20 protein-coding genes are annotated in these 23585 nt (G+C 42.1%); 13 read left to right on the forward strand and 7 right to left on the reverse strand.

What is annotated here, in order from left to right; genetic code table 11:
- Position 1: 1 nt before the first annotated feature.
- The 5 genes from WKT01_RS11805 (at position 2) to WKT01_RS11825 (ending at position 5148) form a co-directional block, all read left to right on the forward strand.
- Positions 2-964, forward strand: a complete 963-nt coding sequence (locus WKT01_RS11805) for an ABC transporter permease (RefSeq protein ID WP_282924084.1) — start codon at positions 2-4, stop codon at positions 962-964.
- Positions 965-1257: 293 nt separating this feature from the next.
- Positions 1258-2505, forward strand: coding sequence for an enolase C-terminal domain-like protein (locus WKT01_RS11810; protein WP_340312470.1), 1248 nt, complete (start codon positions 1258-1260; stop codon positions 2503-2505).
- Between the two features lie 29 nt (positions 2506-2534).
- A complete protein-coding gene (locus WKT01_RS11815) occupies positions 2535-3572 on the forward strand; it encodes an alcohol dehydrogenase catalytic domain-containing protein (protein ID WP_340312471.1) in 1038 nt (345 codons plus the stop codon).
- A 31-nt stretch (positions 3573-3603) separates the two neighbouring features.
- Positions 3604-4377: an SDR family NAD(P)-dependent oxidoreductase gene (locus WKT01_RS11820; RefSeq protein ID WP_340312472.1), complete on the forward strand. Its 774-nt coding sequence runs from the start codon at positions 3604-3606 to the stop codon at positions 4375-4377.
- 90 nt (positions 4378-4467) lie between these two features.
- Positions 4468-5148 carry a FadR/GntR family transcriptional regulator gene (locus WKT01_RS11825; RefSeq protein ID WP_340312473.1) on the forward strand — a complete coding sequence of 227 codons (681 nt, stop codon included), beginning with the start codon at positions 4468-4470 and terminating at the stop codon, positions 5146-5148.
- A gap of 79 nt (positions 5149-5227) precedes the next feature.
- Here WKT01_RS11825 and WKT01_RS11830 read toward each other — a convergent pair whose 3' ends face one another.
- Positions 5228-5893, reverse strand: coding sequence for a FadR/GntR family transcriptional regulator (locus WKT01_RS11830; RefSeq protein WP_340312474.1), 666 nt, complete (start codon positions 5891-5893; stop codon positions 5228-5230).
- Between the two features lie 250 nt (positions 5894-6143).
- Between WKT01_RS11830 and WKT01_RS11835 the strand changes: the two genes are divergently transcribed.
- From WKT01_RS11835 to WKT01_RS11860, 6 genes are all read left to right on the forward strand, one after another.
- Complete coding sequence (locus WKT01_RS11835) at positions 6144-6932, forward strand: MBL fold metallo-hydrolase (protein WP_340312475.1); 789 nt, start codon at positions 6144-6146, stop codon at positions 6930-6932.
- Between the two features lie 14 nt (positions 6933-6946).
- Positions 6947-8023, forward strand: a complete 1077-nt coding sequence (locus WKT01_RS11840; protein ID WP_340312477.1) for a sugar ABC transporter substrate-binding protein — start codon at positions 6947-6949, stop codon at positions 8021-8023.
- Positions 8024-8056: 33 nt separating this feature from the next.
- Positions 8057-9565 carry a sugar ABC transporter ATP-binding protein gene (locus WKT01_RS11845; protein ID WP_340312479.1) on the forward strand — a complete coding sequence of 503 codons (1509 nt, stop codon included), beginning with the start codon at positions 8057-8059 and terminating at the stop codon, positions 9563-9565.
- Entirely contained in the window at positions 9562-10536 is a 975-nt protein-coding gene (locus WKT01_RS11850; RefSeq protein WP_340312481.1) for an ABC transporter permease, read from the forward strand. The genes WKT01_RS11845 and WKT01_RS11850 overlap by 4 nt, the downstream gene beginning before the upstream one ends.
- A complete protein-coding gene (locus WKT01_RS11855; protein ID WP_340312483.1) occupies positions 10536-11486 on the forward strand; it encodes an ABC transporter permease in 951 nt (316 codons plus the stop codon). The genes WKT01_RS11850 and WKT01_RS11855 overlap by 1 nt, the downstream gene beginning before the upstream one ends.
- 384 nt (positions 11487-11870) lie before the next feature.
- Complete coding sequence (locus tag WKT01_RS11860; RefSeq protein WP_340312485.1) at positions 11871-13997, forward strand: hypothetical protein; 2127 nt, start codon at positions 11871-11873, stop codon at positions 13995-13997.
- Between the two features lie 543 nt (positions 13998-14540).
- On the opposite strand, the gene arcC is transcribed toward WKT01_RS11860, so the two are convergent.
- The 6 genes from arcC to WKT01_RS11890 all read right to left on the reverse strand — a co-directional run bounded on the left by arcC (position 14541) and on the right by WKT01_RS11890 (position 20505).
- Positions 14541-15485 carry a carbamate kinase gene (gene arcC / locus WKT01_RS11865; protein WP_117975429.1) on the reverse strand — a complete coding sequence of 315 codons (945 nt, stop codon included), beginning with the start codon at positions 15483-15485 and terminating at the stop codon, positions 14541-14543.
- Positions 15486-15501: 16 nt separating this feature from the next.
- Complete coding sequence (locus WKT01_RS11870; RefSeq protein WP_059070141.1) at positions 15502-15885, reverse strand: RidA family protein; 384 nt, start codon at positions 15883-15885, stop codon at positions 15502-15504.
- A 30-nt stretch (positions 15886-15915) separates the two neighbouring features.
- The gene (gene ygeW / locus WKT01_RS11875) at positions 15916-17109 is read right to left on the reverse strand and encodes a knotted carbamoyltransferase YgeW (RefSeq protein ID WP_059070539.1); all 1194 of its coding nucleotides are present in this window, start codon (positions 17107-17109) and stop codon (positions 15916-15918) included.
- 135 nt (positions 17110-17244) lie between these two features.
- Positions 17245-18558 (reverse strand): YgeY family selenium metabolism-linked hydrolase, encoded by a 1314-nt coding sequence (locus tag WKT01_RS11880; RefSeq protein ID WP_340312486.1) that lies wholly within the window; start codon positions 18556-18558, stop codon positions 17245-17247.
- Positions 18559-18596: 38 nt separating this feature from the next.
- On the reverse strand, positions 18597-19802 hold the full coding sequence (gene dpaL, locus WKT01_RS11885) for a diaminopropionate ammonia-lyase (protein WP_340312487.1): 1206 nt from the start codon (positions 19800-19802) through the stop codon (positions 18597-18599).
- A 52-nt stretch (positions 19803-19854) separates the two neighbouring features.
- Positions 19855-20505 (reverse strand): helix-turn-helix transcriptional regulator, encoded by a 651-nt coding sequence (locus WKT01_RS11890; RefSeq protein WP_340312488.1) that lies wholly within the window; start codon positions 20503-20505, stop codon positions 19855-19857.
- A 252-nt stretch (positions 20506-20757) separates the two neighbouring features.
- On the opposite strand from WKT01_RS11890, the gene ssnA reads away from it, so the two are divergent.
- Both ssnA and WKT01_RS11900 read left to right on the forward strand, forming a co-directional pair.
- Positions 20758-22092 carry a putative aminohydrolase SsnA gene (ssnA, locus tag WKT01_RS11895; RefSeq protein WP_340312489.1) on the forward strand — a complete coding sequence of 445 codons (1335 nt, stop codon included), beginning with the start codon at positions 20758-20760 and terminating at the stop codon, positions 22090-22092.
- Between the two features lie 57 nt (positions 22093-22149).
- Entirely contained in the window at positions 22150-23583 is a 1434-nt protein-coding gene (locus WKT01_RS11900; RefSeq protein ID WP_340312490.1) for a uracil-xanthine permease family protein, read from the forward strand.
- The last annotated feature ends 2 nt before the right edge of the window (positions 23584-23585 follow it).

Below are 23585 nucleotides of genomic sequence, written 5' to 3' on the forward strand. Positions count from 1 at the left end.
TATGAATGATAAGAAGATGATGGTACAAAGCAGAAATTTTATAAAAAATAATACAATGCTATTTTTCTTAATTATTTTGTTTGTGGTCTCTATGATATTTGTGCCAAGATTTGCGACAGCAGGAAATCTTTTGAATGTTTTGATTCAAATTTCGATCAATGCATTGATCGCGTGTGGAATGACGTTTGTCATTTTGTCTGATGGAATTGATCTGTCGGTAGGTTCGGTAGCAGCATTGTCAGGAGTAGTGGGCGCTTCTGTGATCAAGCTGCTTCCGGATGCGAGCATAGCAGTCTCCTTAGGTTTGATCCTATTGACTTCATTAGTCATAGGCGGACTCTGTGGATGTATGAATGGATTTTGCATCGCAAAACTGAATGTCCCTCCATTTATTGCTACGTTAGCTATGATGAATGTGGCCAGAGGTCTTGCTTATGTAGCTACAGATGCGAAACCAGTTTTTGGACTTCCAGAAAGCTTTGGTTTTGTAGGTCTGCGTAAAATAGGACCTATTCCGGTGTCGATCATACTGATGATCATTGTTTTAGTGATTGCTTATATTATTTTATCTAAGACAGCGTATGGAAGACACATCTATGCTGTGGGAAGCAATCAGGAAGTATCCAAACTTACAGGAATCAATGTGATGAAAATACGATTCAGTGTGTATATTATATCCGGCTTTTTGTCTGCGCTGGGAGGGCTGGTCCTGGCGTCTAAACTGCAGAATGGACAGGCTACAGCAGCGCAAGGATACGAGCTGAATGCAATTGCTGCGGTTGCGATGGGCGGAACTAGTATGGCCGGCGGCAGAGGAGGGATCGTACAGACGATATTTGGTCTCTTTGTAATCGGGATTATCAATAATACACTAAGTCTTTTGGGGGTTTCTTCTTATTGGCAGACAGTTGCAATGGGAATTATAATACTTATAGCCGTTATCATAGATCAGTACAGGAAATGAGAGGACACAAGAAGAATAGACGATGATAGAAAAGTGTAATTTAAATAACAGGGAGCATATCAATTTGATATGCTCCCTGTTATTTTAGTGCAAAATAGATATTGGTAAATATAAATAAAAATAAAGGTGATTTTTTGTACGCAGTGCCAAAATAAATTTTATTTTAGAAATTTGGTTGACATAGACAAGGGAAGAATTATAATAAACTTGAAAGATGTCAGACAAGTAAGGAGAGTTTTTGTTTACATATCAGACAACCTACATGTTAAACAAAAAAAGAATGGAGAAATAAAATGTCCACTAATATTGAAAAAATTCGGACAATCTGTACTGCGCCGGAAGGTATTAATTTAACGGTCATAAAAGTAGAGACAAACCAGCCTGGGTTATACGGTTTGGGATGCGGCACATTTGCGTACAGACATTTGGCTGTGAAAACAGTGGTAGAAGAGTATCTGGATCCATTGTTAAAAGGAAGAAATGTTGAAGAGATAGAAGACATATGGCAGCTCATGCATCAAAATGGATATTGGCGTAATGGCGGGATTGAAAACAATGCAATTTCAGGTATAGATATGGCGTTGTGGGATATTAAAGGGAAAATGGCTGGCATGCCTTTATACCAGCTGTTTGGTGGAAAATGTCGTTCAGGGATCCCTGTGTATCGTCATGCAGATGGGCGTGATTTGGAAGAATTATGTGATAACATTTTGAAATTTAAAGAAATGGGTCTTAAAAATATTCGTTGCCAGTGCGGTGGGTATGGTGGCGATGAATATGGGTGTTATCCCAAAGGAACACCTGAGGGGGCGAAGCCGGGGGTATATCTGGATTCCAGAAAATACATCAGGGATACAGTAAACTTGTTTGCAGGAATCAGAGAGAAAATAGGATATGAGATGAATCTGGTTCATGATGTTCATGAAAGAATCGCGCCGCCGGAAGTGATAAGATTAGCAAAAGAGTTGGAGCCATTTGATCTGCTTTTTTTGGAGGATCCAGTGAGTATTGAGCAGACAGAGTGGCTGCGAAGAATACGGCAGCAGAGCAGCATACCGATAGCAGAGGGAGAATTATTTAACAATCCAAAAGAATGGAAAAAGTTGATTTCTGAACAATTAATTGATTATATACGGGTTCATATCAGTCAGATCGGTGGAATTACTCCGGCAAGAAAATTGGCTATTTTTGCGGAACAGTTTGGGGTGAGAACTGCTTGGCATGGACCTGGAGATATGTCTCCGCTTGCGCATGCAGCTAATATTCATATTGATCTGGCAGCTCCGAATTTCGGGGTGCAGGAATGGTCGGGAATAGAACCGCCCAATAGTGTGATACAAGAATTAAAGGGTCCGCATGGAGCGCTTTTGGAAGTATTTCCGGGATTGCCGGAATACAAAGATGGATATGTATATCCAAATGAGTATCCAGGTTTGGGCGTGGATATTGATGAGAAAGAGGCAGAAAAATATCCATGTGAGAATACTGTGACAACATGGACGCAGACAAGAAGGATGGACGGTGCATTGCAGACACCATAATGAAAAAGTAAATGGAAAGAGGAAAATTCATGGAAGAAATGATGAAAGAGGTAGTGGTTGTAGAGCCACATAAATTTGAAGTGCGGGAAGTCCCTGTTCCAGAATTGACAGATGATCATGACGTTTTGATACAGATGAAGGCAGCCGGGGTATGCGGCAGTGATCATCATATATATCATGGTTTAAATCCATGCTCTACATATCCAAGGATTCCGGGACATGAAAATGCAGGTATTGTTGTGAAGACAGGAAGCAAAGTAACAAATGTAAAAGAGGGAGATCATGTGATCGTAGATCTGATCTCTACTTGTGGAACTTGTTATCAATGTAAAATCGGCAGAAAAAACGTGTGCGAGCATGTAAAGGTAAGGGGATCGGGCGCAGACGGCGGGTGGAGAGAATATTTCACAGCACCGGCGTTAGAAGTATATAAAATCAGTGATTCCGTATCATGGGAAGATGCGGCATTGGTAGAACCTTATGCCATTGGGGCACACTCTACGACACGAGGAAGAGTCACAGAAGATGACGTAGTGTTTATCCTGGGGACTGGAACGATAGGTTCTATTATTTTGCAGACTTGTAAGGCAAAAGGATGTAAGACGGTAATATGCTGCGATATAGATAAAGAATCACTGGAAAGAGCAAAGAACTATGGTGCAGATTATACAATAAATTCCAAGGAAGAAAAAGTAGTAGAAAAGATACAGGAAATTACGAATGGAAAAGGGGTGACGATTGCGTTTGATGCGGCATGCTTTCCTGGTTCATTGACGATGTGCATGGAACCTGGAATTATCTGCAATGCGGGACGCATGGTACCGCTTGGGTTTTCTACGGCAAAAGAAGAAATCACACAGGCTATGATCAATCAGAGGGAATTAGATGTCATCGGTACCCGTATGTCTTGTTTCCAGTTTGAACCTACGATCAAAAGGATGGAAAATCATGAATTTGAGACAAGAGGAATTGCGACAAAATTTATTCCCTTCAATGAAGTTGAAAAAGTCTTTTACTACATGGATCATCCCGATGCGTCATCAAAAAAAATGGTCATTATTTTTTGAAAAATCGCAATATTAAGAGGAGAGAAGAAAAATGAAATATGATTATAAAGAAAAATTTAGTGTAGAAGGAAAACATTGCATTGTTACCGGAGGCGCACAGGGATTGTCACGTGGAATGGCAGAGGCTTTGTTGGAAAATGGATGCAAAGTTGTATTGATGGATGTGCAGGAAGAAAAACTAAATCAGGTTGTAAAAGAATATTGTGATATGGGATATCAGGCATATGGAGTATGCGGCAATTTGGCGGATCGTACAGAGATTGACCGTATGTTTGAGGAAGCGATGGAAATACTGGAAGGTAAACTAGACGTACTGATTCCGGCAGCCGGCATACAAAGACGTCATTTACCAGAGGAATTTCCAATAGAAGAATGGGATCTGGTATTAAATATTAATTTGAACCATGTATTTATCATGTGTCAAAAAGCGCTGCAGGTAATGCTGAACCAGAAGTCTGGGGGAAAGATTATTAATATCGCTTCCATGGTATCATGGTTTGGCGGTACGACTGTGCCTGCATATACTGCAAGTAAGGGCGCGGTTACGCAGTTGACGAAGAGTCTTGCCGTAGACTGTGCAGGAAGAAATATTAATATTAACGCGCTTGCTCCGGGATATATGGATACAGAAATGTGTGCAAATATGACACAGGCGCGGAAAGAGGAGACAACACTGCGAATACCGGCAGGCAGATGGGGGACGCCGGACGATATGAAAGGTCCAGTGCTGTTTTTGGCATCAGAGGCATCTTCTTATCTGAATGGGGCGGTGATACCTGTAGACGGAGCGTATTTAGTAAAATAAAGCTATATAGGATTAAAAAAGATGATTGGTTGACAATATAGAAATAACAGGTAAAATAGTAAATAAACAGACATAGAGGCGGATGATCAGATGAAAATTATTCATAAGAATGTTACAGAGCAGTTGGTAGCATATTTTATTCAAAAAATTGAAAGCGGAGAATGGGTCGTCGGCGAAAAGATACCATCAGAAAATCGTCTTACAGCAGAATTAGGCGTAAGCCGGGCAAGTGTTCGTCAGGCGGTCAGTCAGCTTGCGGGTGTAGGCGTATTTGAAACTGTGCACGGAAAAGGAACGTTTCTTTTGGATGACCAGGTTCAAGAGGCAATTGATAATGAGAATAGGATTACAGCTAATGATTGTAAAGATGTGGAAAAAGTATTGGAATTTCGTCGGATTGTCGAATGTGAAGCCTGTTATATAGCCGCACAAAAGCAGACAAGTGCTTTGCTGCGTAAATTAGAACACTATATAACATCTATGAAAAATAATAAAGAAAACACAGAAAAATTTATCAATGCAGATATAGGCTTTCATCAAGCCATTTGTCAAGCAGCAGAAAATCCTTTGTTGGAGAAAGTCATGAATAAGGTATTTGCTGAAAATAGAAGAAGTCAGCAGTTGACCCGTAAGGCTTTTGGGTATAAAGACGGAATCTTGTATCATGAAAAAATCTTAAAAGCAATGAGAGAGAAAAATCCGTGTGCGGCGAGAACAGCCATGTATGAACATTTGCAAAATGGTATCAAACGGATACAGGAGTTAAAATAATATACATATATGTTGTTTAGTTTATAGAGTTTATAAAAGAGCGGTATGGTGACGAATAGCAGTCCTCCATACCGCTCTTTTATACAATCCTTATCTCACTTAAAGATTTATCTATATGATTTCGCATAAGCTGCCTGGCCTGTGAGCTGTCCATGTTTTCCAGTGCCTTTAAAATATCGGAATGATAATAATATGCATTACAGGAACCAAGCGCACGGTTCATATCTTGAAGGAAGACCAGGTTATCCCGAAAAAGATTCTGAAGTGTTTGATATGCAATTGGATTTCCGGATATTTGAGCCAGAAACAGATGGAAACAGCAGTCTTGCTGTACAAATAAATCAGGATGATCGGCTGCAGCTAACATGGAATCCAGAATAGAATGAAGATTCTTTAACTGTTGCGGTGTGATTTTGGAGGAAACATAATACGCTATATCTGGCTCCAACATGCGGCGAAATTCCAGATGGCAGATAATATGATCCCGTAATGAATCAGAAATGTTTCCAGAACCTAAAGCAGTTATTTGATTGGAACAGACATATGTGCCTTTCCCATGCACACTTTTTAATATACCTAATGTAGTGTACTGCGCAAGTGCACAGCGCACAGAAGAACGGCTGACATTAAGAAGTTTGCATATTTCATTTTCAGAAGGAAGTTTATCTCCGATGTCCCATGTTTTATAAATAAGCCCGTGTCGAATATATCCTACAATTAGGTTGATTGAATCAAATTTTTCCATATACACCCTCACGATAATTACTTGAAGTATCCATTTTATTCTAACAGTATGTGTATAGTTTTACAAGATATACAAAAGAACACTTTTAAGTCATGTGGATAAAAGTAACATATTTTATTATGAAAACAAGTATAAATTGATGAAAATAGCTTGTGATAAGTGGTTTATATTGACATTATTTTGAATAAAGTTATAATAAAAACATGTAGGTTGTCTGATAAGTTTACAGCGTTAAGATTAGGAGGTGCAAATGAGTATATGGGAGAAATTTAGTGCCACGGTATGCGCAGAAGGAAATTTGCAGATTATGTGGCTTGGACAGGCAGGCTTTTTGTTTAAAAACAGTAAACAGAAAGTTTTGGCAGTGGATATATATCTATCAGATCTGGCGATGAAAAAGGATGGAAATAAAAGACTGACTCCCGCAGTTATAAGTAAAGAAGAATTAAAGGCAGATATAGTGCTTGCTTCTCACAGCCATACAGATCATTTGGATTTAGACAGTCTGCCAGAAATACTAAAAGGAGAAACCAAAATTTATTGTTCCGAAAGTTGTGTGGAATTATGCCTTCAAAGTGATATTCCTGCTGAGAAAATACAGATTATGAAAGAAGGAAAAGAGATAGAAGATGCCGGATATAAGGTTAGAGCTGTATTTGCAGATCATGGAGATACAGATTTGGATGCAGTTGGCTTTTTGATAGAAAGTGAAGGAATCCGGATTTATTTTACAGGAGATACCAGTTATCAAAGTGAAAGAATGAAAAAAGCGTTCAAAGAAAAAGTACATATATTGATCGCACCGATCAATGGAGAATATGGAAATATGAATGAATGTGACACAGCTATGCTGGCGAAGCAATCAGGAGCTGACTTGACGATTCCATGCCATTTCTGGACTTTTTCCAGACATCAAGGGAATCCGTATTTATTTGAGACCGCTATGCGGATGACAGCGCCAGAGCAGACTGCCTATGTAATGGCGCAGGGAGAAATCCTAGAATGGGATAACAAAAAGAAGAATGTATTTTTTAATTAAAAGGAGAGGGAAAAATGAAAAGAGTATTGAGTGTTGTATTAAGTTTGATCATGTGTGTATCTTTACTGGTAGGATGTGGGAATAAAAGCAAGGAAGAAGATCCAGGAGAAAATGGAAAATATAAAATTGCAGTTTCTAATGCCTATATGGGAAATGATTGGCGGCAGCTTATGATCAAATGTCTGGAAGTAGCGGCAGAAAAAGATGCGTACAAAGATAAAGTTGAGTTGGATATAGTGAATAGCGAAAATTCTGCAGAGGCGCAGGCATCCGCAATTGATGCAATGGTGGAACAAGGATATGATGCGATCTTAATTGATGCCTCTTCTTCCACAGCATTAGTACCTTCTATTAACAGGGCCTTGGAACAGGGAATCACGGTTGTTACATTTGATTCTGTTGTAGATCAGGAGGGCGTATATACAGTACAGACAGATTTTGTATCCATGGTACAGGCGTGGGCAAAATATTTATGTGAAAAATGCGGAGAAGGTTCGAAAATTGCAGTAGATACAGGAATGCCGGGATCCACAAATGGGAATACGATTTATGAAGCGGCAGTAGAAGTATTTGAAGAATATAATATGGAGATCGTCGCAGAGTTTGCTTCAGAATATGCAGATGGAATCTGCCAGGAGCAATTAGCGAGTGTACTTGCAGCAAATCCGGATTTGGATGGAATTTTCTGCCAAGCATATGTTGAGTCTTGCTATTCAGCACTGACACAGGCTGGAATGGATTTAATCCCATGTGCGGCTTTTGACACAAATTTAGGAATGATGACAGCACTTGAAAATGATATGGATGTTGTGATCGGAAATAACTGTCCGGGAGTCGGCGTGATCGCTCTGGATACAGCAGTGAAGGTATTGGATGGAGAGAAAGTAGAAGAAGATATTTATGTAACATCAGGACTTTTTGTAAATGAGAAAGATAAAGATCTGGATTTAGGGTTAGATACGGAAGTCATTGAAGAGGGCGTTAACTGCTGGACAGATCAGGCAGATGGATTGGATTGGCCAGTATTACCGGCAGACTTTACAACGATTACGATCGACGTAGACGAAGTATCAGATTTTAGTCAGTCATAATTGCAGTATCAAAAAATAATACGAGGTGACAATATGGCGGATTTAGAACTAAATCATGTGTCTAAAGCATTTAATGGTAACTATGCGTTGAAGGATGTTTCTTTATCCTTCAACCGTGGAGAGGTACATGCCCTACTAGGCGAAAATGGAGCAGGAAAAAGTACGCTGCTGAAAGTATTGGCAGGAGCATATCACCCTGATGAAGGGGAGATAGTGATATTTGGGAAGAAAGCAGTTATAAAAAGACCTACGGATGCGATGAAATATGGAATCGGATGTGTTTATCAGGAACTTTCTTTTATTCCAGATTTGACAGTAGCAGAAAATATATTTATCGGGAGAATACCAAAGACAAGATTCGGTAATTTTGATTATAAGAAATTAAGAAAGATGACAATGGAATTATTCGAACGTTATGACGTGAAGGAAATAGATCCGGATGAAAAGGTAGGAATGATTTCACTTTCTCAGAAACAGATCGTAGAGATACTGAAAATCTTGTCTAAAGAGCCGGAAGTCATCATTTTAGACGAAGCAACATCGGCATTATCAGAAAATTATGTGAAATGGCTGTTAGGACTTGCCGCCAAACTTGCAAAAGCCGGTAAAATTGTTATTTTTATTTCTCATAGAATGGCAGAAATAAAAGATGGATGCAGTAAAATCTCTATTTTACGCAATGGGACTTATGCGGGTACACTGCCAGTAGATGAAAATTTGGATATGGATAAAGTGATCCAAATGATGCTGGGGCGGCAGATATCCGGATATTTCCCACAGATAGAAGATTGTACACAAAAAGAAATAGCATTAGAGCTACAAAATGTGACGTCAGGACATGTTCTTAATGGCGTAAATCTAAAATTACATAAAGGAGAAGTATTAGGGATCGGCGGTTTGGCAGGTCAAGGGCAGGCGGAACTTCTCGAAGCATTATATGGGATCCATCATGTAAAAGGCAAAGTGATTTTAAATGGACGAGAAGTACAGATTAAATCTCCAAAAGATGCTATACGCAAGAAAATAGCGCTTGTGCCGGAAGAAAGAGCAATTCAGGGGTTATTTTTAAATCTTGGCATTGATTACAATATTTCCATTCCTTCAATCGGAAAATTGACCTCCGGAATTTTGGTGAACAGAAAAAAAGAACATGACTTGGTCGGAGAATATATGAAAATTCTGGAGATTAAGGCAGCAAATGAACAATCACCAGCGCGTGAACTTTCTGGAGGAAATCAGCAGAAGGTCGTGATGGCAAAAATATTATCCTGCGAACCGGAATTACTTTTGATGCATGATATTACGCGTGGTGTTGATGTGGGTACAAAAAAAGAAATGTTTACTTTGGTCAGAAAATTGGCCAAAGAGGGAAAATCTGTTCTCTATTTTTCAACAGATGTAGAAGAATTAGTCAATGTATGTGACAGGGTTGTCGTCATGCGTGATGGAAAGATAGCAGCCAGCCTAAAGACCGTGACACTTACGAAAGAAAATATAATAGGGGCTTCAATAGGGGCTGAATTGAAAGGAGAAACAGAATGAAAGAAAAGAAGAAGTTCAGTAAATTTCTTTCAGACAATTGGGTAGCAATGGTTCCCTATATGATGCTGCTTCTGATTATTATCATTATGGGTATCTTAAATCCTAGAACACTTAATATCAGTTATCTGGCAAATAAATGTGATTCTTCATTTTCACTGATATTGGTGGCAGTTGGTCAGACATTTGTTTTACTTACCGGGGGATTTGATTTATCTGTAGGGGGCGTTATATGTATTACAAATTGCCTTGCGGCAGTACATATGCAGGACAATTTGGGCAGTATTTTACTTTGGGCGGGAATATGTATTTTTATTGGAATAGGAATAGGATGCTTTAACGGATATATTATTGAGCATACAAAATTACAGCCGTTCATTGTAACTTTAGCAACACAGTCAGTATGTATGGGTATTGCACTGCTGATCTTAAAAGTAGATGGAGGAAATGTACCGTTTAAATATGTAAACGTATTACTGGGAAGAGTAGGAGTGCTTCCGGTATCTGGAATTTTGTTGGTATGTATTATTTTTATATGGCTGTATTTTAAGCGAACCAAAGTATGTATGAATATATATTCTATAGGAAGCAATAAGAAATCTGCAAATTTAAATGGGATACCTGTATTGAAAACAATGGTAATAGCATATGCTGTTTCTGGAGGATTTGCTGCTTTATCAGGGCTGTTTCGTACAGCGGCAGTAGCATCCGGTTCACCTACAGCAGGCGGTGATTTTGTTATGACTTCGATTTCAGCAGCTGTAATAGGCGGAACGGCATTAACAGGAGGGATCGGAGGAATAATCGGAACGATTGTCGGAGCGTTTGTCTTGCGTTATATATCAGATCTTCTTGTATTTATGCAGGTATCGTCTTATTGGTCTAGTCTGGTGCAGGGAGTATTGCTTATTCTCGCCGTAGCCTTAAGCGCATATGGGAATGTTTTAAGAAAAAGAAAGGTGGGGATTGGATAATGGCAGTAAAGACGATTTGGAGAAAAAGTGGTTCCATAATACTGACTTTTATGGTCGCATTTTTATTGCTTGCTTTTATATCTATTGTAAAGCCGGGATATGCAAATGCAGCAAATCTGAATGTCCTTTCCATATCGGTGGCAGTGCTGGGGCTTACGGCATTGGGACAAACACTCCCGATTTTAACAGGTGGGATGGATCTGTCTATTCCATGGATGTTCTGTATAGGAGGATATCTGTGTGCTGGGTTAACAGCGGGAGATAATAATAAATTGTTTTATGCGATCCCGATTGTTTTGATAGCAGGTCTTATTATGGGGACATTTAATGGCTTGGGAATTGCATATGTAGGAATTGCGCCGGTTATTATGACAATGGCTTCCAATATTATTTTTCAAGGGCTTCTTGTCGGTATTACGGAAGGTACGCCGGGAGGAAGCATTCCAGGCATATTAAAAATATTTGCTACTAAAGGAAGCGGTGTCGTAGGCTGGATATTTCTTTTTTGGCTGCTTGTATCATTTGGAGCATGGATCATACTCTCGAAAACTCCTTATGGGCGAAAAATATATGCTGTAGGAAATAGTGAAACCTGTGCACTATACTCAGGAATAAATGTAAAGTTTTTAAAGCTTTCAGCGTATGCTGTATGTGGCATGATGGCGGCATTGGCAGGGATGTTGTATGCAGGAAAAGTAAGCCAGCTTTATCTGGGAATGGGCGATACATATCAGATGGCGTCTGTGTCGGCAGTTGCAATAGGCGGGGTATCTTTAGTTGGAGGAAGCGGAAGCTATGTAGGTACTATGGCCGGATGTTTTGTAATCGTAATATTAGAAAGCTTGTTGGCTGCAATGAACTTTTCGCAAGGAATCCAAAAAATTATTTATGGTATTGTTTTGTTCTTAGCTGTTATGATTTCATCTAGGAAGAAAAAAGCAGAATCATAAATAGGAAGTCAATTGACAAAAGGGACGCGTGGAATGTGTATTTTGCATCGGTTACCAGGGGGGTACCCCAATTTCTCGCTTTCGCAGCCAATGGTAATAAATTAAGAAAGTTCTAAAGAGGGGGTACAGTCATTTTATGTGCTCGCTCTTTTTTGTATCAAATAAAAATAGTAAGTTCGGCCGGCTTGTGAAACGACTATAGAAAGAACTAGGAATCCCTTGAAAAAGCACGCTTTTTTGTGATAATATATATCTATTAAGATGTCTGAAATTTTCAGGTGTTTCAGAAGGCGTGTTCTACCCGTTTTATATAGGCAGAGTATACCTTTCGTGTTACGAAAATTTACAACACAATTAAAAATTATAGTTAGAAAGGGAAAAACAATGAAAGTAAAGCAAAAATTTTGGGGGATTTTGCTGATAGTATGCATGGTGTTTATGCTTGTGCCTACGACAGCTTTTGCGGCAGGGGAAGCCGCATTTGAAGTGATTGATACAGAAGGAAATACTACCCAATACGTGACTGTGCAGGAAGCACGCAAGGCGATGAAAGATGGTTATACATTAAAACTTTTAAAGGACTATGTTTCAACGCCGGATTATAATTTTGGTATATCTATAGATGGCAATATACGAGGTATTACGATAGACCTAAACGGGTGCAGTGTGACATCCAATCAAAACAATGGATATGCGCTGAAGCTGGAGCAGAACTATGGAGGCGCGCGCGATAATACCGTAACAATTAAAAACAGCGGGAATAAGCAGTCTGTTTTAGCGAGCAGCGGGTATCAGATCACAACCCGCAGCGGAGACTCCCGGTATAATCAGATCATTAAATTAGAGGGAGATATTGTTTTTCAGAATATAGCGGAAGGTGTAGAACCACTTGGGATCAAGCTGGGAACAGGCGCTAAATTATTGGATACAGAGAGCGCTCGCACGTTAGTGCCAAACGGTGGTTTTTCCGTAAAAGAAGCGGACGGAAATTCTTACATTTACGGGTCTTATGCAAACGCGGCGGGCAAATCGGCAGACGGCAATATAACACTGGTGCATGATTATGAGGGAAATGAAAACATATCTTCCGGCTCGAAAGATGCGGTTCTCAATTTAGACGGGTATACCTACACTTATATCGGCAATGCTGCTGCAATTGATGTGAACTATCCGAATGTAACATTTACGATCAAAAACGGTAAAGTTGCTGTTGTTGATGAAACGGCGGACGGCGCACATTTGATCGGCGCGCCAAACACGTCTATGATGAACAACAGAGGGCTTATACTTGAGGGAGTGGAACTGACGGTACCGGGTGATGCATATGGAATCATTACAAACGGTACAGAAACAGGCAACAAGGTAATTCTTAAAGATTCTACGCTTAATGTAGAAAATGGCGTTGGTATTTATTTCCCGTCAGATGGCGAGGTAAGGATTGAAAATTCGGTGATCAATGCAAAACATACAGGTATACAGATTTGTTCCGGAGATCTTACGATCACAGGCGAGACTGCGATTACAGTAACAGGCCAGCCACAGGAAAAAACTGACGGCGACGGCGCTATTACGGACGGCGCGGCTGTATCGATCGTTAATCGTGACGGATATAAAGAATTGGGAACTGTAAACATCGAAAACGGCGTGTTTAATTCCGCGGCAGATGTGGAAGCGGTCAAGGCGTATTCGTTTAACAATACAGACAAGACGGAAGGAGAATGGCCGGAGGCAGGCACTGTTGTTGAAGTAAGCGGCGGAAGCTTCTCTTCCGATATTGCAGAAGATATCATAAACAGCGATATGCAGGCGACTGTAACTTCTAAGGGTGAAACGAAATATGTCATCGGAAAAACAGTCATAGAACAGATCGTTAAAGCATTAGAGGAGGGTGACAAAATAACATTTACAAAAGCAGCAGATGATACGAAGATTACGCTTCCTGAAGGCATAGAAATAACAAATAGCACAGGAAATGATATAACGGTCAACGGTGATAAGGTTGAAGTCGGCAAAACCTCGACTGCCCATGTATGGGATACGAAATACACGATCGATAAGGAAGCTACATGTACAGAAAATGGAAGTAAGTCCATACACTGTACAGATCCTAACTGTACAGAAAAGAAAGATGTGCAGATTATCCCTGCGGCACATAAGTTAGAAACCATTGCAGCGCAGGAAGGCACTTGCAAGACAGAAGGTGTAAAAGCACATCAGCATTGTACTGTGTGTGGTAAGAATTTCCTCAATGGTGAGGAAGTGACGGCAGACGAGCTGAAGATCGCTAAGCTCGCCCATACCTATACAGATGGCAAGTGTATGGTCTGCGGTGCGGCTGATCCGAATTATGATCCAGAGTCGTCAACTCCTTCTAAACTTGATGGCAACAAGAACATCCCGCAAACTGGAGATAACAGTAAAACTGCTCTTTGGCTTGCAGTTATGTTGTCTTCAGGTGCAGCTTTGATCTGTACGGCTTTTTACAGTCGAAAGAAAAAATATAATCAATAGACAAAAATTGAGCTAACACTGCGGAAGTGTTCGAAAGAATGGTCGCGCGATAACTGCATATTACAATGCTCGTCAGGGAGTTTCCGAAATTCCTCGCTTGTGTAACATACAGTTATCGCGCTTACGTTCTTGAGCATTTAAGTTTATATTCAAAACGTAAAAAATCGACTTCACGCTGCAGGGTATTTCCGACGGGAGGTAAAAAACACTTTTGTTTGGAATTCTGTAGCAGCGTGAAGTCGTCTTTTTTTGAAATTTAATTGAGGAATCTGCCTTCTGATAGTGGAGTGAAACTTCTGATTGAAAGAGACAGCAAAGAAACACTGTGTCAGAACACAGTGTTTCTTTGCGTACCTTCTATATAAATTTTACTCTTTCTTTCGAGCGCTTCCGCAGTGTTAGCTCAATTCCGTTTACGCTTCATTTTCGCTATCGGCAGTCGCCGAATGAAAAGGAGCAGCTGATACTCTGTTTACATACAAGCATGACACATGGCATGAGCTGTTCCTTTTCGCACTGCTTGTTGCTTCGTTAAATTTATATTTACAAGTGGATCCTTGTACCTGTTTTTCCCAGTATTCCATCTTTTGCTTTTTCCAGCAGTGTGATAAGGGACTGGCGTCCAGGTTTAGATTCTGCAAATTCTACGGCAGCCTGCACTTTTGGAAGCATGGAACCAGGAGCAAAGTGTCCTTCCGCCATGTATTTACGGGCCTCGTTAGGAGTCAGCTCATCAAGCCATTTTTGTTCGGGTTTGCCAAAGTTGATAGCTACTTTTTCGACGGCAGTCAAAATGATGAGAAAATCTGCATCTAATTCTTTGGCGAGCAGACAACTGGCAAAATCTTTATCGATCACGGCGCTGGCACCTTTTAGATGATTCCCTTGACGTGTGACCGGGATGCCGCCGCCGCCGCAGGCGATAACAAGATCGCCGGAATCCACCATGGTACGGATAGTACCAATCTCTACAATCTCCTGCGGTTTAGGAGAAGCGACGACGCGCCGGTAGCCGCGGCCGGCGTCCTCCTTCATGATATACTCATATTTTTCTTCCATTTGGCGGGCTTGTTCTTCTGTGAGGAACCGCCCGATCGGTTTGGAGGGGGATAAAAATGCCGGGTCATCTGCGTCTACACGGACTTGTGTGATCATAGTAGCGACAGGTATATCCGTGATATGCCGGTTTAAAAGCTCTTCCCTCAATGCATTTTGAAGATCATATCCGATATATGCCTGGCTCATGGCGACACAGACAGACAGCGGTGTGTTTGGCTGTTGAGGATCTTCATGGGTAAGAGCGAGCATGGCGTTGTTTACCATACCGACCTGCGGGCCATTGCCGTGTGCGACAACGACTTCACAGCCTTCTTCTATTAGATCAACGATTGCGCGGGAGGTGATTTTTACGGCTTTCATCTGCTCGGGGAGAGTGTTGCCAAGAGCATTCCCTCCCAGGGCGATGACGATACGCTTTTTCTTTTCCATAGAGGACCTCCCAGAATTAAGCTTCTTTTACAGCGGCTATGGTCTCTACTTCGCAGAGTACCCCTTTTGGCAGTTCCTTTACTGCAACGCAGGAACGCGCCGGTTTTCCGGTGAAATATTTTGCATAGACTTCGTTAAACGCGGCAAAATCTTTCATATCTGCGAGGAAGCAGGTCGTTTTTACCACATCGGTAAATGCGGCGCCCTGACTTTCCAACAAAGCCTGAATATTTTTCATAACCTGTTCTGTCTGTTCCTCTATTGTAGTACCTACGACTTCTCCGGTCTGCGGGCTTAAAGGTATCTGACCTGAAAAAAAGGCGATGCCATTTAACACGATTCCCTGTGAATAAGGTCCGATTGCTGCAGGTGCGTTTTTTGTATCAACATATCTTAACATATGATTTCTCTCCTTTACTGATTTGAATTATTACTCAAAAACTCTTGGTGTTTTTCTGTCTTCCAGTTTTTTCAGAATATCTGCCGGATCTGCGAATTTTGCAAGGAAGATCATAGCGGCGATGATATATGGTTTATAACTTGCTTCTTTATAAAGAGGATCTCTGTAACGATCAAATACGCTGGCGTCAACTTCTCCGGTTTCACAGCTTACGCCTGTAATGTCTGCCGGCAGACAGTGCAGATAGAGAGCCTTGCCGTCTTTTGTTGTTTTCATCAGTTCTTCTGTACAAGCCCAGTCTTTATGTTCTGCATTCTGCGCGAGCAGTTCTTTCTCTAACTTATCGATTCCATCAAAATCACCGTTCCCATACAGTTCTGTACGTTTTTCCATGGCAGCAAAAGGAGCCCAGCTCTTTGGATATACAATATCAGCGTCTTTGAATGCTTCTTCCATACTGTTTGTCTTTGTGAAAGTACCGCCGGATTTCTTTGCGTTTTCAGCAGCTACAGCCTCTACTTCCGGGAATACTTCATATCCTTCTGGATGTGCAAGAACAACATCCATTCCAAAACGTGTCATAAGTCCGATCACACCCTGTGGAACAGATAGAGGCTTTCCGTAGGAAGGAGAGTAAGCCCATGTCATGGCAAGCTTCTTCCCTTTTAGATTTTCTACGCCGCCAAATTCATGGATGATGTGGAGCATATCTGCCATGGCCTGCGTAGGGTGATCGATGTCGCACTGCAAGTTTACAAGCGTTGGTTTCTGTTCCAGGATACCGTCTTTATTTCCCTGTGTCACGGCGTCTACTACTTCATGCATGTAAGCATTTCCTTTGCCAATATACATATCATCACGAATTCCGATGACATCAGCCATGAAAGAGATCATGTTGGCTGTTTCTCGAACAGTTTCTCCATGTGCTACCTGGGATTTCCCTTCATCTAAATCCTGGACTTCCAGACCAAGTAAGTTACATGCAGAAGCAAAAGAGAAGCGGGTACGTGTGGAGTTGTCACGGAAGAGAGAGATTCCCAGACCGCTTTCAAATACTTTTGTAGAAATATTATTTTCACGCATAAAACGCAGTGCGTCAGCAAGAGTAAAGACTGCTTCCAGTTCTTCGTCGGTCTTTTCCCATGTAAGGAAAAAGTCTCCATTGTACATATCCTTAAAGTTCAAAGAATTGAGCTTATCAATATAATCCTGTAAAGTTTTCATTTCTGCCATTTTTGTTTTCCTCCTTAGATAAAAGTATAATCTGATTTTAAGATTTTATATACCCGTTCGGGTACCTCGTAGCACATGTCTTACGGGCGGGAGTCGCCCGATAAGACATGCATTTTTGTTTTTGGTCTATTCTTCGCAGTAAACAGTCGGGAGTGCGGCATATACGGCTGCGCATACTACGAGGTCAGCTTTCCATGTCTTTTCGTTCGGCGCATGTGCCTGTGCTTCTGCTCCAGGACCAAAACCGATACATGGGATACCGTTTCTTCCCATGATGGATACGCCGTTTGTAGAGAATGTCCATTTGTCTGTCAGCGGACGGCTTTGGCGCATTTCAATCGTTTCCTCTGTACCAATTCGTTTGTCCCCGTAAAGAGAAGTATAGGCTTTTTCAAGAGCTTTTGTTACTTTGTGATTTTTTGGTATCGCCCATGTTGGGAAGTAACATTCGATTTCGTAAACACATCCTGTGTAAGACGGACGATCATAATTATACATAGATACTTTTACATCGTCTCCGTATTTCTTTACACTTGGAAGAGCACGGATCTCATCCAGGCAGCTTTCCCATGTCTCGCCGAATGTCATACGACGGTCAAGAGATACTGCGCAGGAGTCTGCCACTGCACAGCGGCTTGGTGATGTATAGAAAATCTGAGATACAGTGACTGTTCCACGGCCAAGGAAACGAGCTTCTTCCCAGTCGGGATTGTATTTCGGGTTCAACATTTTTACCAGGCCTTTGATCTCTGTCTCATCGGCATCATCGTTTTCGTTCAGAGCACGTACATCCTGGAGGATGTCAGCCATTTTGTAGATGGCGTTATCTCCACGCTCTGGAGCGGAACCATGGCAGGATACCCCTTTGACATCTATCCGGATCTCCATACGTCCACGCTGTCCACGATAAATTCCGCCGTCTGTAGGCTCTGTAGAGACAACAAATTCCGGGCGGATTTTATCTTCATTGATGATATACTGCCAGCACAGTCCGTCACAGTCTTCTTCCTGGACAGTACCTGTTACGAGTACGGTATATTTGTCATTTAAAAGTCCCAGATCTTTCATGATACGCGCGCCGTATACAGCGGATACGATACCGCCGCACTGATCGGATACACCGCGTCCGCCGATTTCTGTATCAGATTCGAAACCTTCATAAGGATCAAAATCCCAGTTGTCTATATTTCCGATTCCTACTGTATCAATATGTGCGTCAAAACCGATCAGCGTTTTTCCGGTTCCCATGTATCCGAGCACATTTCCCTGGGGATCGATCTCGACTTTGTCGAATTCCAGTTTTCTCATCTCTTCGGCAATGCGGTCGATATGCGCTTTTTCACCGCAGCTCTCACCGGGATTTTTGACAATTTCCCGCAGAAACTTTGTCATATCCGCTTCGTAATTTTTGGCTGCTTCTTTGATTTTGTTGAAATCCATAATTTTCTCTCCTTATTAAAATAATGATAGTTTATAGGTTATTTGTCATTTCCGTCCCATACGATGGATCTATATCTTCCGGGATCTGTATCTCCTTCGGTAGAGAAGAGCAGTACCCTAGAGTTTTCATCCAGGCCAAGATGCTCTCTTAAAGGTTTATATTCTTCCATAGTCATGATACAGGATAAAACTCCGAACGGAGCCGCGCCGGATTCTCCGGAAGTGACAGGAGTATCCCCTTTGATCGGAGCGGCAAGCATACGCATGCCCTTTGCAGCAGCCCAGTCAGGAGCGGCCACAAATGTATCCACATGATTTTTCAGGATATCCCAGGAGATCGTGTTAGGTTCTCCGCAGGCAAGACCTGCCATGATCGTTACCATATCGCCGTCTACGATACGCAGCTCTCCGTCACCTGCACAGGCTCCTTTATACAGACATGCAGCGGCTTCTGCCTCCACGACAACGACTTTTGGCGGATTATCTGGATAGCGGTTAGCAAAATATCCCTGTACTGCTCCGGCAAGAGAACCAACACCTGCCTGGATAAATACGTGGGTAGGACGATCACATCCGGCTGTATGGAGCTGTTCATCCGCTTCCATTGCCATCGTACCGTATCCCTGCATGATCCAGGCAGGAATTTCCTCATATCCATCCCATGCGGTATCCTGTACCATGATCCCATTCTCTGTTTTTTCTGCCATTGCGTTTGCCATGCGGACACATTCGTCATAGTTGTATTCTTCGATCGTCGCCTGCGCACCTTCTGCGAGAATATTATCTAAACGTGTCTGTGTTGTGCCCTTTGGCATGAGGACAACAGATCTTTGTCCGAGTTTGTTGGCAGCCCATGCGACACCGCGGCCGTGATTTCCGTCAGTAGCGGTGAAAAAGGTTGCCTGCCCGAACTCTTTTTTTAATTCTTCTGATGTCAGCACCTGATAGGGAAGCTCTGATACATCTCGGCCTGTCTGTTTTGCAATGTATCTTGCCATGGCAAAAGAACCGCCGAGAACTTTGAAGGCATTGAGTCCGAACCGATAAGATTCATCCTTGACATACACATCGCCAAGACCCAGATAAGACGCCATATGTTTTAAATCTGCAAGCGGTGTCACGCTGTACTGAGGAAAGCTTTTGTGGAAGTTCCTTGCTTTTTCGACCTCTTCAAGCGCCATGACTTTTAGCTGTGAATCTTCGGTTTTAGGCATATTGTTTATTGCCCATTTGATTGTTTCCATTGTTTGAAACCTCCTTTTATGATTTGAATAATGTGATATCTAGATGTAGAAGCTATTTCCCGGCATCCATATAACTGTAGAGAGTGAATTTGGAAATGCCAAGAAAAGAAGATACTTTGTCACCGGATTTGGTGATCAAAAAAGCACCGGCATCATTTAAGTATTGCACAACTTTGATCTTGTCGTCTTTGTTCATCAGCGCAACAGGTTTTCCGACTAAAGCAGTTGCCTGTTCAATGAGCTGATCTAACAGCTCTGAGACATTATGTGTGATGGTCGCAGGCGCATCTTCCTCGTTGCCGTCGGTGCGCTTTTCTGCTTCCGTCTGTATAAGTGGCTGAACAGCCGCCTGTGCCGCAATCAGAGGCGTTATATCGTAATTTAGAGAGAAGATATAAGAGATTGTATGATCTTCTCCGCGAATGTACATTGTACTGGATTTCAGAATCCTTCCGTCCTCTGTTTTCGTAAGATAAGACAACTTATCTTGTATTTTATCGGGATCAGATTTCAATGCTTCTAGTACGATGCCGGAAGGTCCGTCGCCTTCTTGCCGGTTGGATACATGGCCGTTTTCAATATAGACGATAGAACGGTTTAGATCTTCCTGATTTAAATCGTGGATGACGATTTCGCAGGAAGTGCCAAATTGTACAGCGAGACCATGGGCAAGCTGCTTTAGTAAAGTGAGTCTATTTGCCATGTCGATCCTCCTTTCTTCAGGGGAAATTTAAGTGACCGCGATATATGCAGCTCACTGCTTTTGCAGCAAACAGGAGCTGCGCCTTTAAACTCATCATATCATAAAAAAAACGAAAATCAATACTTTTTCTAAAAAAAATTTAGGCAACTAAAAATAATTTAGAATTTGTATTGCAATTGTAAAAAATTGATGTTATTCTATATACAACAAAAGCTGTCTGAAAAAATTTGTATGAAAAAGGAGACGGAAAATATGTTGATTTTAGGAAATGGAAGGGTGATCACAAGAGACAAAAGCAGCCCCTTTATAGAAAATGGCGCAGTAGCTCTTGAGGGAAATTCGATTCAAAAAGTGGGCAGTCTGGAAGAGATAAAAGGTATGTATCCGGACGCAGAGTTCATTGATGCAAAAGGTGGATTGATCATGCCGGCATTCATCAATGCCCATGAACATATTTACAGTTCATTTGCAAGAGGTTTGGCTATCAATGGATATGATCCGAAAGGGTTTTTGGATATTTTAGACGGTATGTGGTGGACGATAGACCGGAATCTGACGCTGCAAGACACATATTTAAGTGCTATGGCCACGTATATTGAGTGTATTAAAAACGGGGTGACGACGATTTTCGACCATCATGCCAGCTTTGGTTCTATAAGAGGGTCTTTATTTGAGATAGAAAGAGCTGCAAAAGAAACAGGCGTGCGTTCTTGCTTGTGTTATGAGATCTCCGACAGAGATGGGAAGGACAAGGCAAAAGAAGGCGTACTGGAAAATGCAGAGTTTATCCGCCATGCTTTACAGGACGATACGGGAATGATCGCCGGTATGATGGGAATGCATGCGCAGTTTACAATCTCCGATGAGACAATGGCGCTTGCGGCTGAACATAAGCCGGATGGAGTCGGATATCATATCCATGTGGCGGAAGGGATCGAAGACCTGCATCACTGTCTGAAGACATATGGAAAGCGGATCGTAGATCGTTTGATGGATCATGGGATCCTCGGTGAGAAAACACTGTTGGGACATTGTATTTATATCAATCCGCACGAGATGGAACTGATCAAGGAGACAGATACAATGGTTGTACATAATCCGGAGTCGAATATGGGAAATGCCTGTGGATGTCCGCCTACCATGGAACTTGTTCACAGAGGGATACTGACCGGATTGGGAACAGATGGATATACACATGATATGATGGAATCTTTCAAAGTGGCAAATGTATTGCATAAACATCACCTGTGTGATCCGAATACCGCTTGGGCAGAAGTTCCGCAGATGTTGTTTGAAAATAACGCAAAAATCGCGGGGCGCTATTTCAAGCAGGAGTTAGGCGTCTTAAAAGAAGGGGCGGCAGCGGATGTGATCATTGTCAACTACGATCCGCTTACACCTATGCATGCTGGAAATGTTAACGGACATCTTGTGTTTGGTGTAACCGGACATGACGTGGTGACGACGGTAGCAAATGGAAAAGTCCTTATGAAAGACCGGAGACTGACGGGGATCGATGAGGCGAAAGTGATGGCAGACTGCCGGCAGGCAGCTGCGGAACTGGCAAGCAGGATCAACAGTAAGTAAAAACGGTAAGAGGTAAAAATTATAGAAAGGGTGCACAAAGCATAAAAGGAAGCAACAGTGAATACAGAAAAAAGCAACAGAAAGGATAATACAGAATTATTTAAATGGGATGGGAATCCTTCTTTCGGACAGATACTGCCTCTGGCGGCACAGCATGTGCTGGCTGCTGTGGTTGGCTGTGTAACGCCGGCAATCCTGGTGGCAAACGCGGCAAATAATGCAGGCGGAAATGTGAATATGGGACTTTTGATACAAATGTCTCTTGTTTTTGCCGCATTGTCAACTTTCTTACAGTTATATGGGAACAGGATACATTTAGGCTCCGGCCTTCCGGTCATCATCGGAGTCAGCTTTGCCTATGTGCCGACCATGACGGCGATCGCGGCACAGGCAAAGAGCGTGGATACGATACTGGGAGCGATGGTGATCGGTGGTATAGTGGCTATCCTCGTGGGCCTGTTTATCAAACAGATACGAAAGGTATTTCCTCCGCTTGTGATCGGGACCGTCATATTTGCGATCGGTCTGTCGCTTTATACGACGGCTGTTAATTACATGGCCGGAAATCCGTCTAATACATATGAAGTGATCGTAGAAGAACAGGGAAAGACAGCGGCGTTAGTATTTGGTTCCTGGCAGAACTGGCTGGTGGCGTTTATCACACTGGGGATCGTAGTAGTCTTGAATCATTACGGAAAAGGTCTGTTCAAACTCGCCTCCATTTTGATCGGTCTTGTCTGCGGTTATATCGTAGCGCTTTGTTTTGGAATGGTAGATTTCTCCGCGTTGTCAAGCGCAGGATGGTTTCAGCTTCCAAAGCCTTTGGAGTTTGGTATGAGTTTTGAGATTTCGGCGATCCTTCCATTGGCGATCCTTTTCCTTGTCAATTCTATACAGGCGATGGGAGACTTCTCTGCGACGACCAGCGGCGGCATGGACAGGCTGCCCACAGATAAGGAATTAAACGGAGGTATCATCGGATATGGAATCAGTAATATTGTAAGCGCTTGTTTTGGCTGCCCTCCGACTGCGACGTTCAGCCAGAACGTCGGGATCGTTGGCTCTACAAAAGTAGTGGCGAGAAAGGTATTTTCGATGTCGGCGGCTATTTTGCTTATAGCAGGTCTGATCCCGAAATTTTCCGCATTGCTCCGGACGATCCCACAGTGCGTGCTGGGTGGAGCTGTAGCTTCTGTATTTGCATCTATCGCGATGACAGGGATCAAACTGCTTGTCACAGAAAAACTGACGTTCCGTAACACGACTGTAGCAGGTCTATCCATTGCAATCGGAATGGGCGTGTCCTTAAGCAAAGGATGTTTAGATCAGATGACGCAGAGTATCCACAGCGCGCTGAATATGGGAATGAGTCTGGAGAACTTCCAGTCTATCATCAATAATACCTTTGCATCTTCCCCGGTCGTGCTGGCAACGATTTTCGCAGTGCTTTTGAATTTATTGCTGCCAAAGGACAAACCTGAGACGGAGTAGAT

Source organism: Mediterraneibacter sp. ICN-202921 (genome assembly GCF_037890075.1).
Classification (GTDB): domain Bacteria; phylum Bacillota; class Clostridia; order Lachnospirales; family Lachnospiraceae; genus Mediterraneibacter; species Mediterraneibacter massiliensis.

What these genes read in the sequence shown, in the direction of transcription:
- WKT01_RS11805 (WP_282924084.1), top strand. Translation starts at nt 2, where the DNA reads ATGAATGATAAGAAGATGATGGTACAAAGCAGAAATTTTATAAAAAAT.
- WKT01_RS11810 (WP_340312470.1), top strand. Translation starts at nt 1,258, where the DNA reads ATGTCCACTAATATTGAAAAAATTCGGACAATCTGTACTGCGCCGGAA.
- WKT01_RS11815 (WP_340312471.1), top strand. Translation starts at nt 2,535, where the DNA reads ATGGAAGAAATGATGAAAGAGGTAGTGGTTGTAGAGCCACATAAATTT.
- WKT01_RS11820 (WP_340312472.1), top strand. Translation starts at nt 3,604, where the DNA reads ATGAAATATGATTATAAAGAAAAATTTAGTGTAGAAGGAAAACATTGC.
- WKT01_RS11825 (WP_340312473.1), top strand. Translation starts at nt 4,468, where the DNA reads ATGAAAATTATTCATAAGAATGTTACAGAGCAGTTGGTAGCATATTTT.
- WKT01_RS11830 (WP_340312474.1), bottom strand. Translation starts at nt 5,893, where the DNA reads ATGGAAAAATTTGATTCAATCAACCTAATTGTAGGATATATTCGACAC.
- WKT01_RS11835 (WP_340312475.1), top strand. Translation starts at nt 6,144, where the DNA reads ATGAGTATATGGGAGAAATTTAGTGCCACGGTATGCGCAGAAGGAAAT.
- WKT01_RS11840 (WP_340312477.1), top strand. Translation starts at nt 6,947, where the DNA reads ATGAAAAGAGTATTGAGTGTTGTATTAAGTTTGATCATGTGTGTATCT.
- WKT01_RS11845 (WP_340312479.1), top strand. Translation starts at nt 8,057, where the DNA reads ATGGCGGATTTAGAACTAAATCATGTGTCTAAAGCATTTAATGGTAAC.
- WKT01_RS11850 (WP_340312481.1), top strand. Translation starts at nt 9,562, where the DNA reads ATGAAAGAAAAGAAGAAGTTCAGTAAATTTCTTTCAGACAATTGGGTA.
- WKT01_RS11855 (WP_340312483.1), top strand. Translation starts at nt 10,536, where the DNA reads ATGGCAGTAAAGACGATTTGGAGAAAAAGTGGTTCCATAATACTGACT.
- WKT01_RS11860 (WP_340312485.1), top strand. Translation starts at nt 11,871, where the DNA reads ATGAAAGTAAAGCAAAAATTTTGGGGGATTTTGCTGATAGTATGCATG.
- arcC (WP_117975429.1), bottom strand. Translation starts at nt 15,485, where the DNA reads ATGGAAAAGAAAAAGCGTATCGTCATCGCCCTGGGAGGGAATGCTCTT.
- WKT01_RS11870 (WP_059070141.1), bottom strand. Translation starts at nt 15,885, where the DNA reads ATGTTAAGATATGTTGATACAAAAAACGCACCTGCAGCAATCGGACCT.
- ygeW (WP_059070539.1), bottom strand. Translation starts at nt 17,109, where the DNA reads ATGAAAACTTTACAGGATTATATTGATAAGCTCAATTCTTTGAACTTT.
- WKT01_RS11880 (WP_340312486.1), bottom strand. Translation starts at nt 18,558, where the DNA reads ATGGATTTCAACAAAATCAAAGAAGCAGCCAAAAATTACGAAGCGGAT.
- dpaL (WP_340312487.1), bottom strand. Translation starts at nt 19,802, where the DNA reads ATGGAAACAATCAAATGGGCAATAAACAATATGCCTAAAACCGAAGAT.
- WKT01_RS11890 (WP_340312488.1), bottom strand. Translation starts at nt 20,505, where the DNA reads ATGGCAAATAGACTCACTTTACTAAAGCAGCTTGCCCATGGTCTCGCT.
- ssnA (WP_340312489.1), top strand. Translation starts at nt 20,758, where the DNA reads ATGTTGATTTTAGGAAATGGAAGGGTGATCACAAGAGACAAAAGCAGC.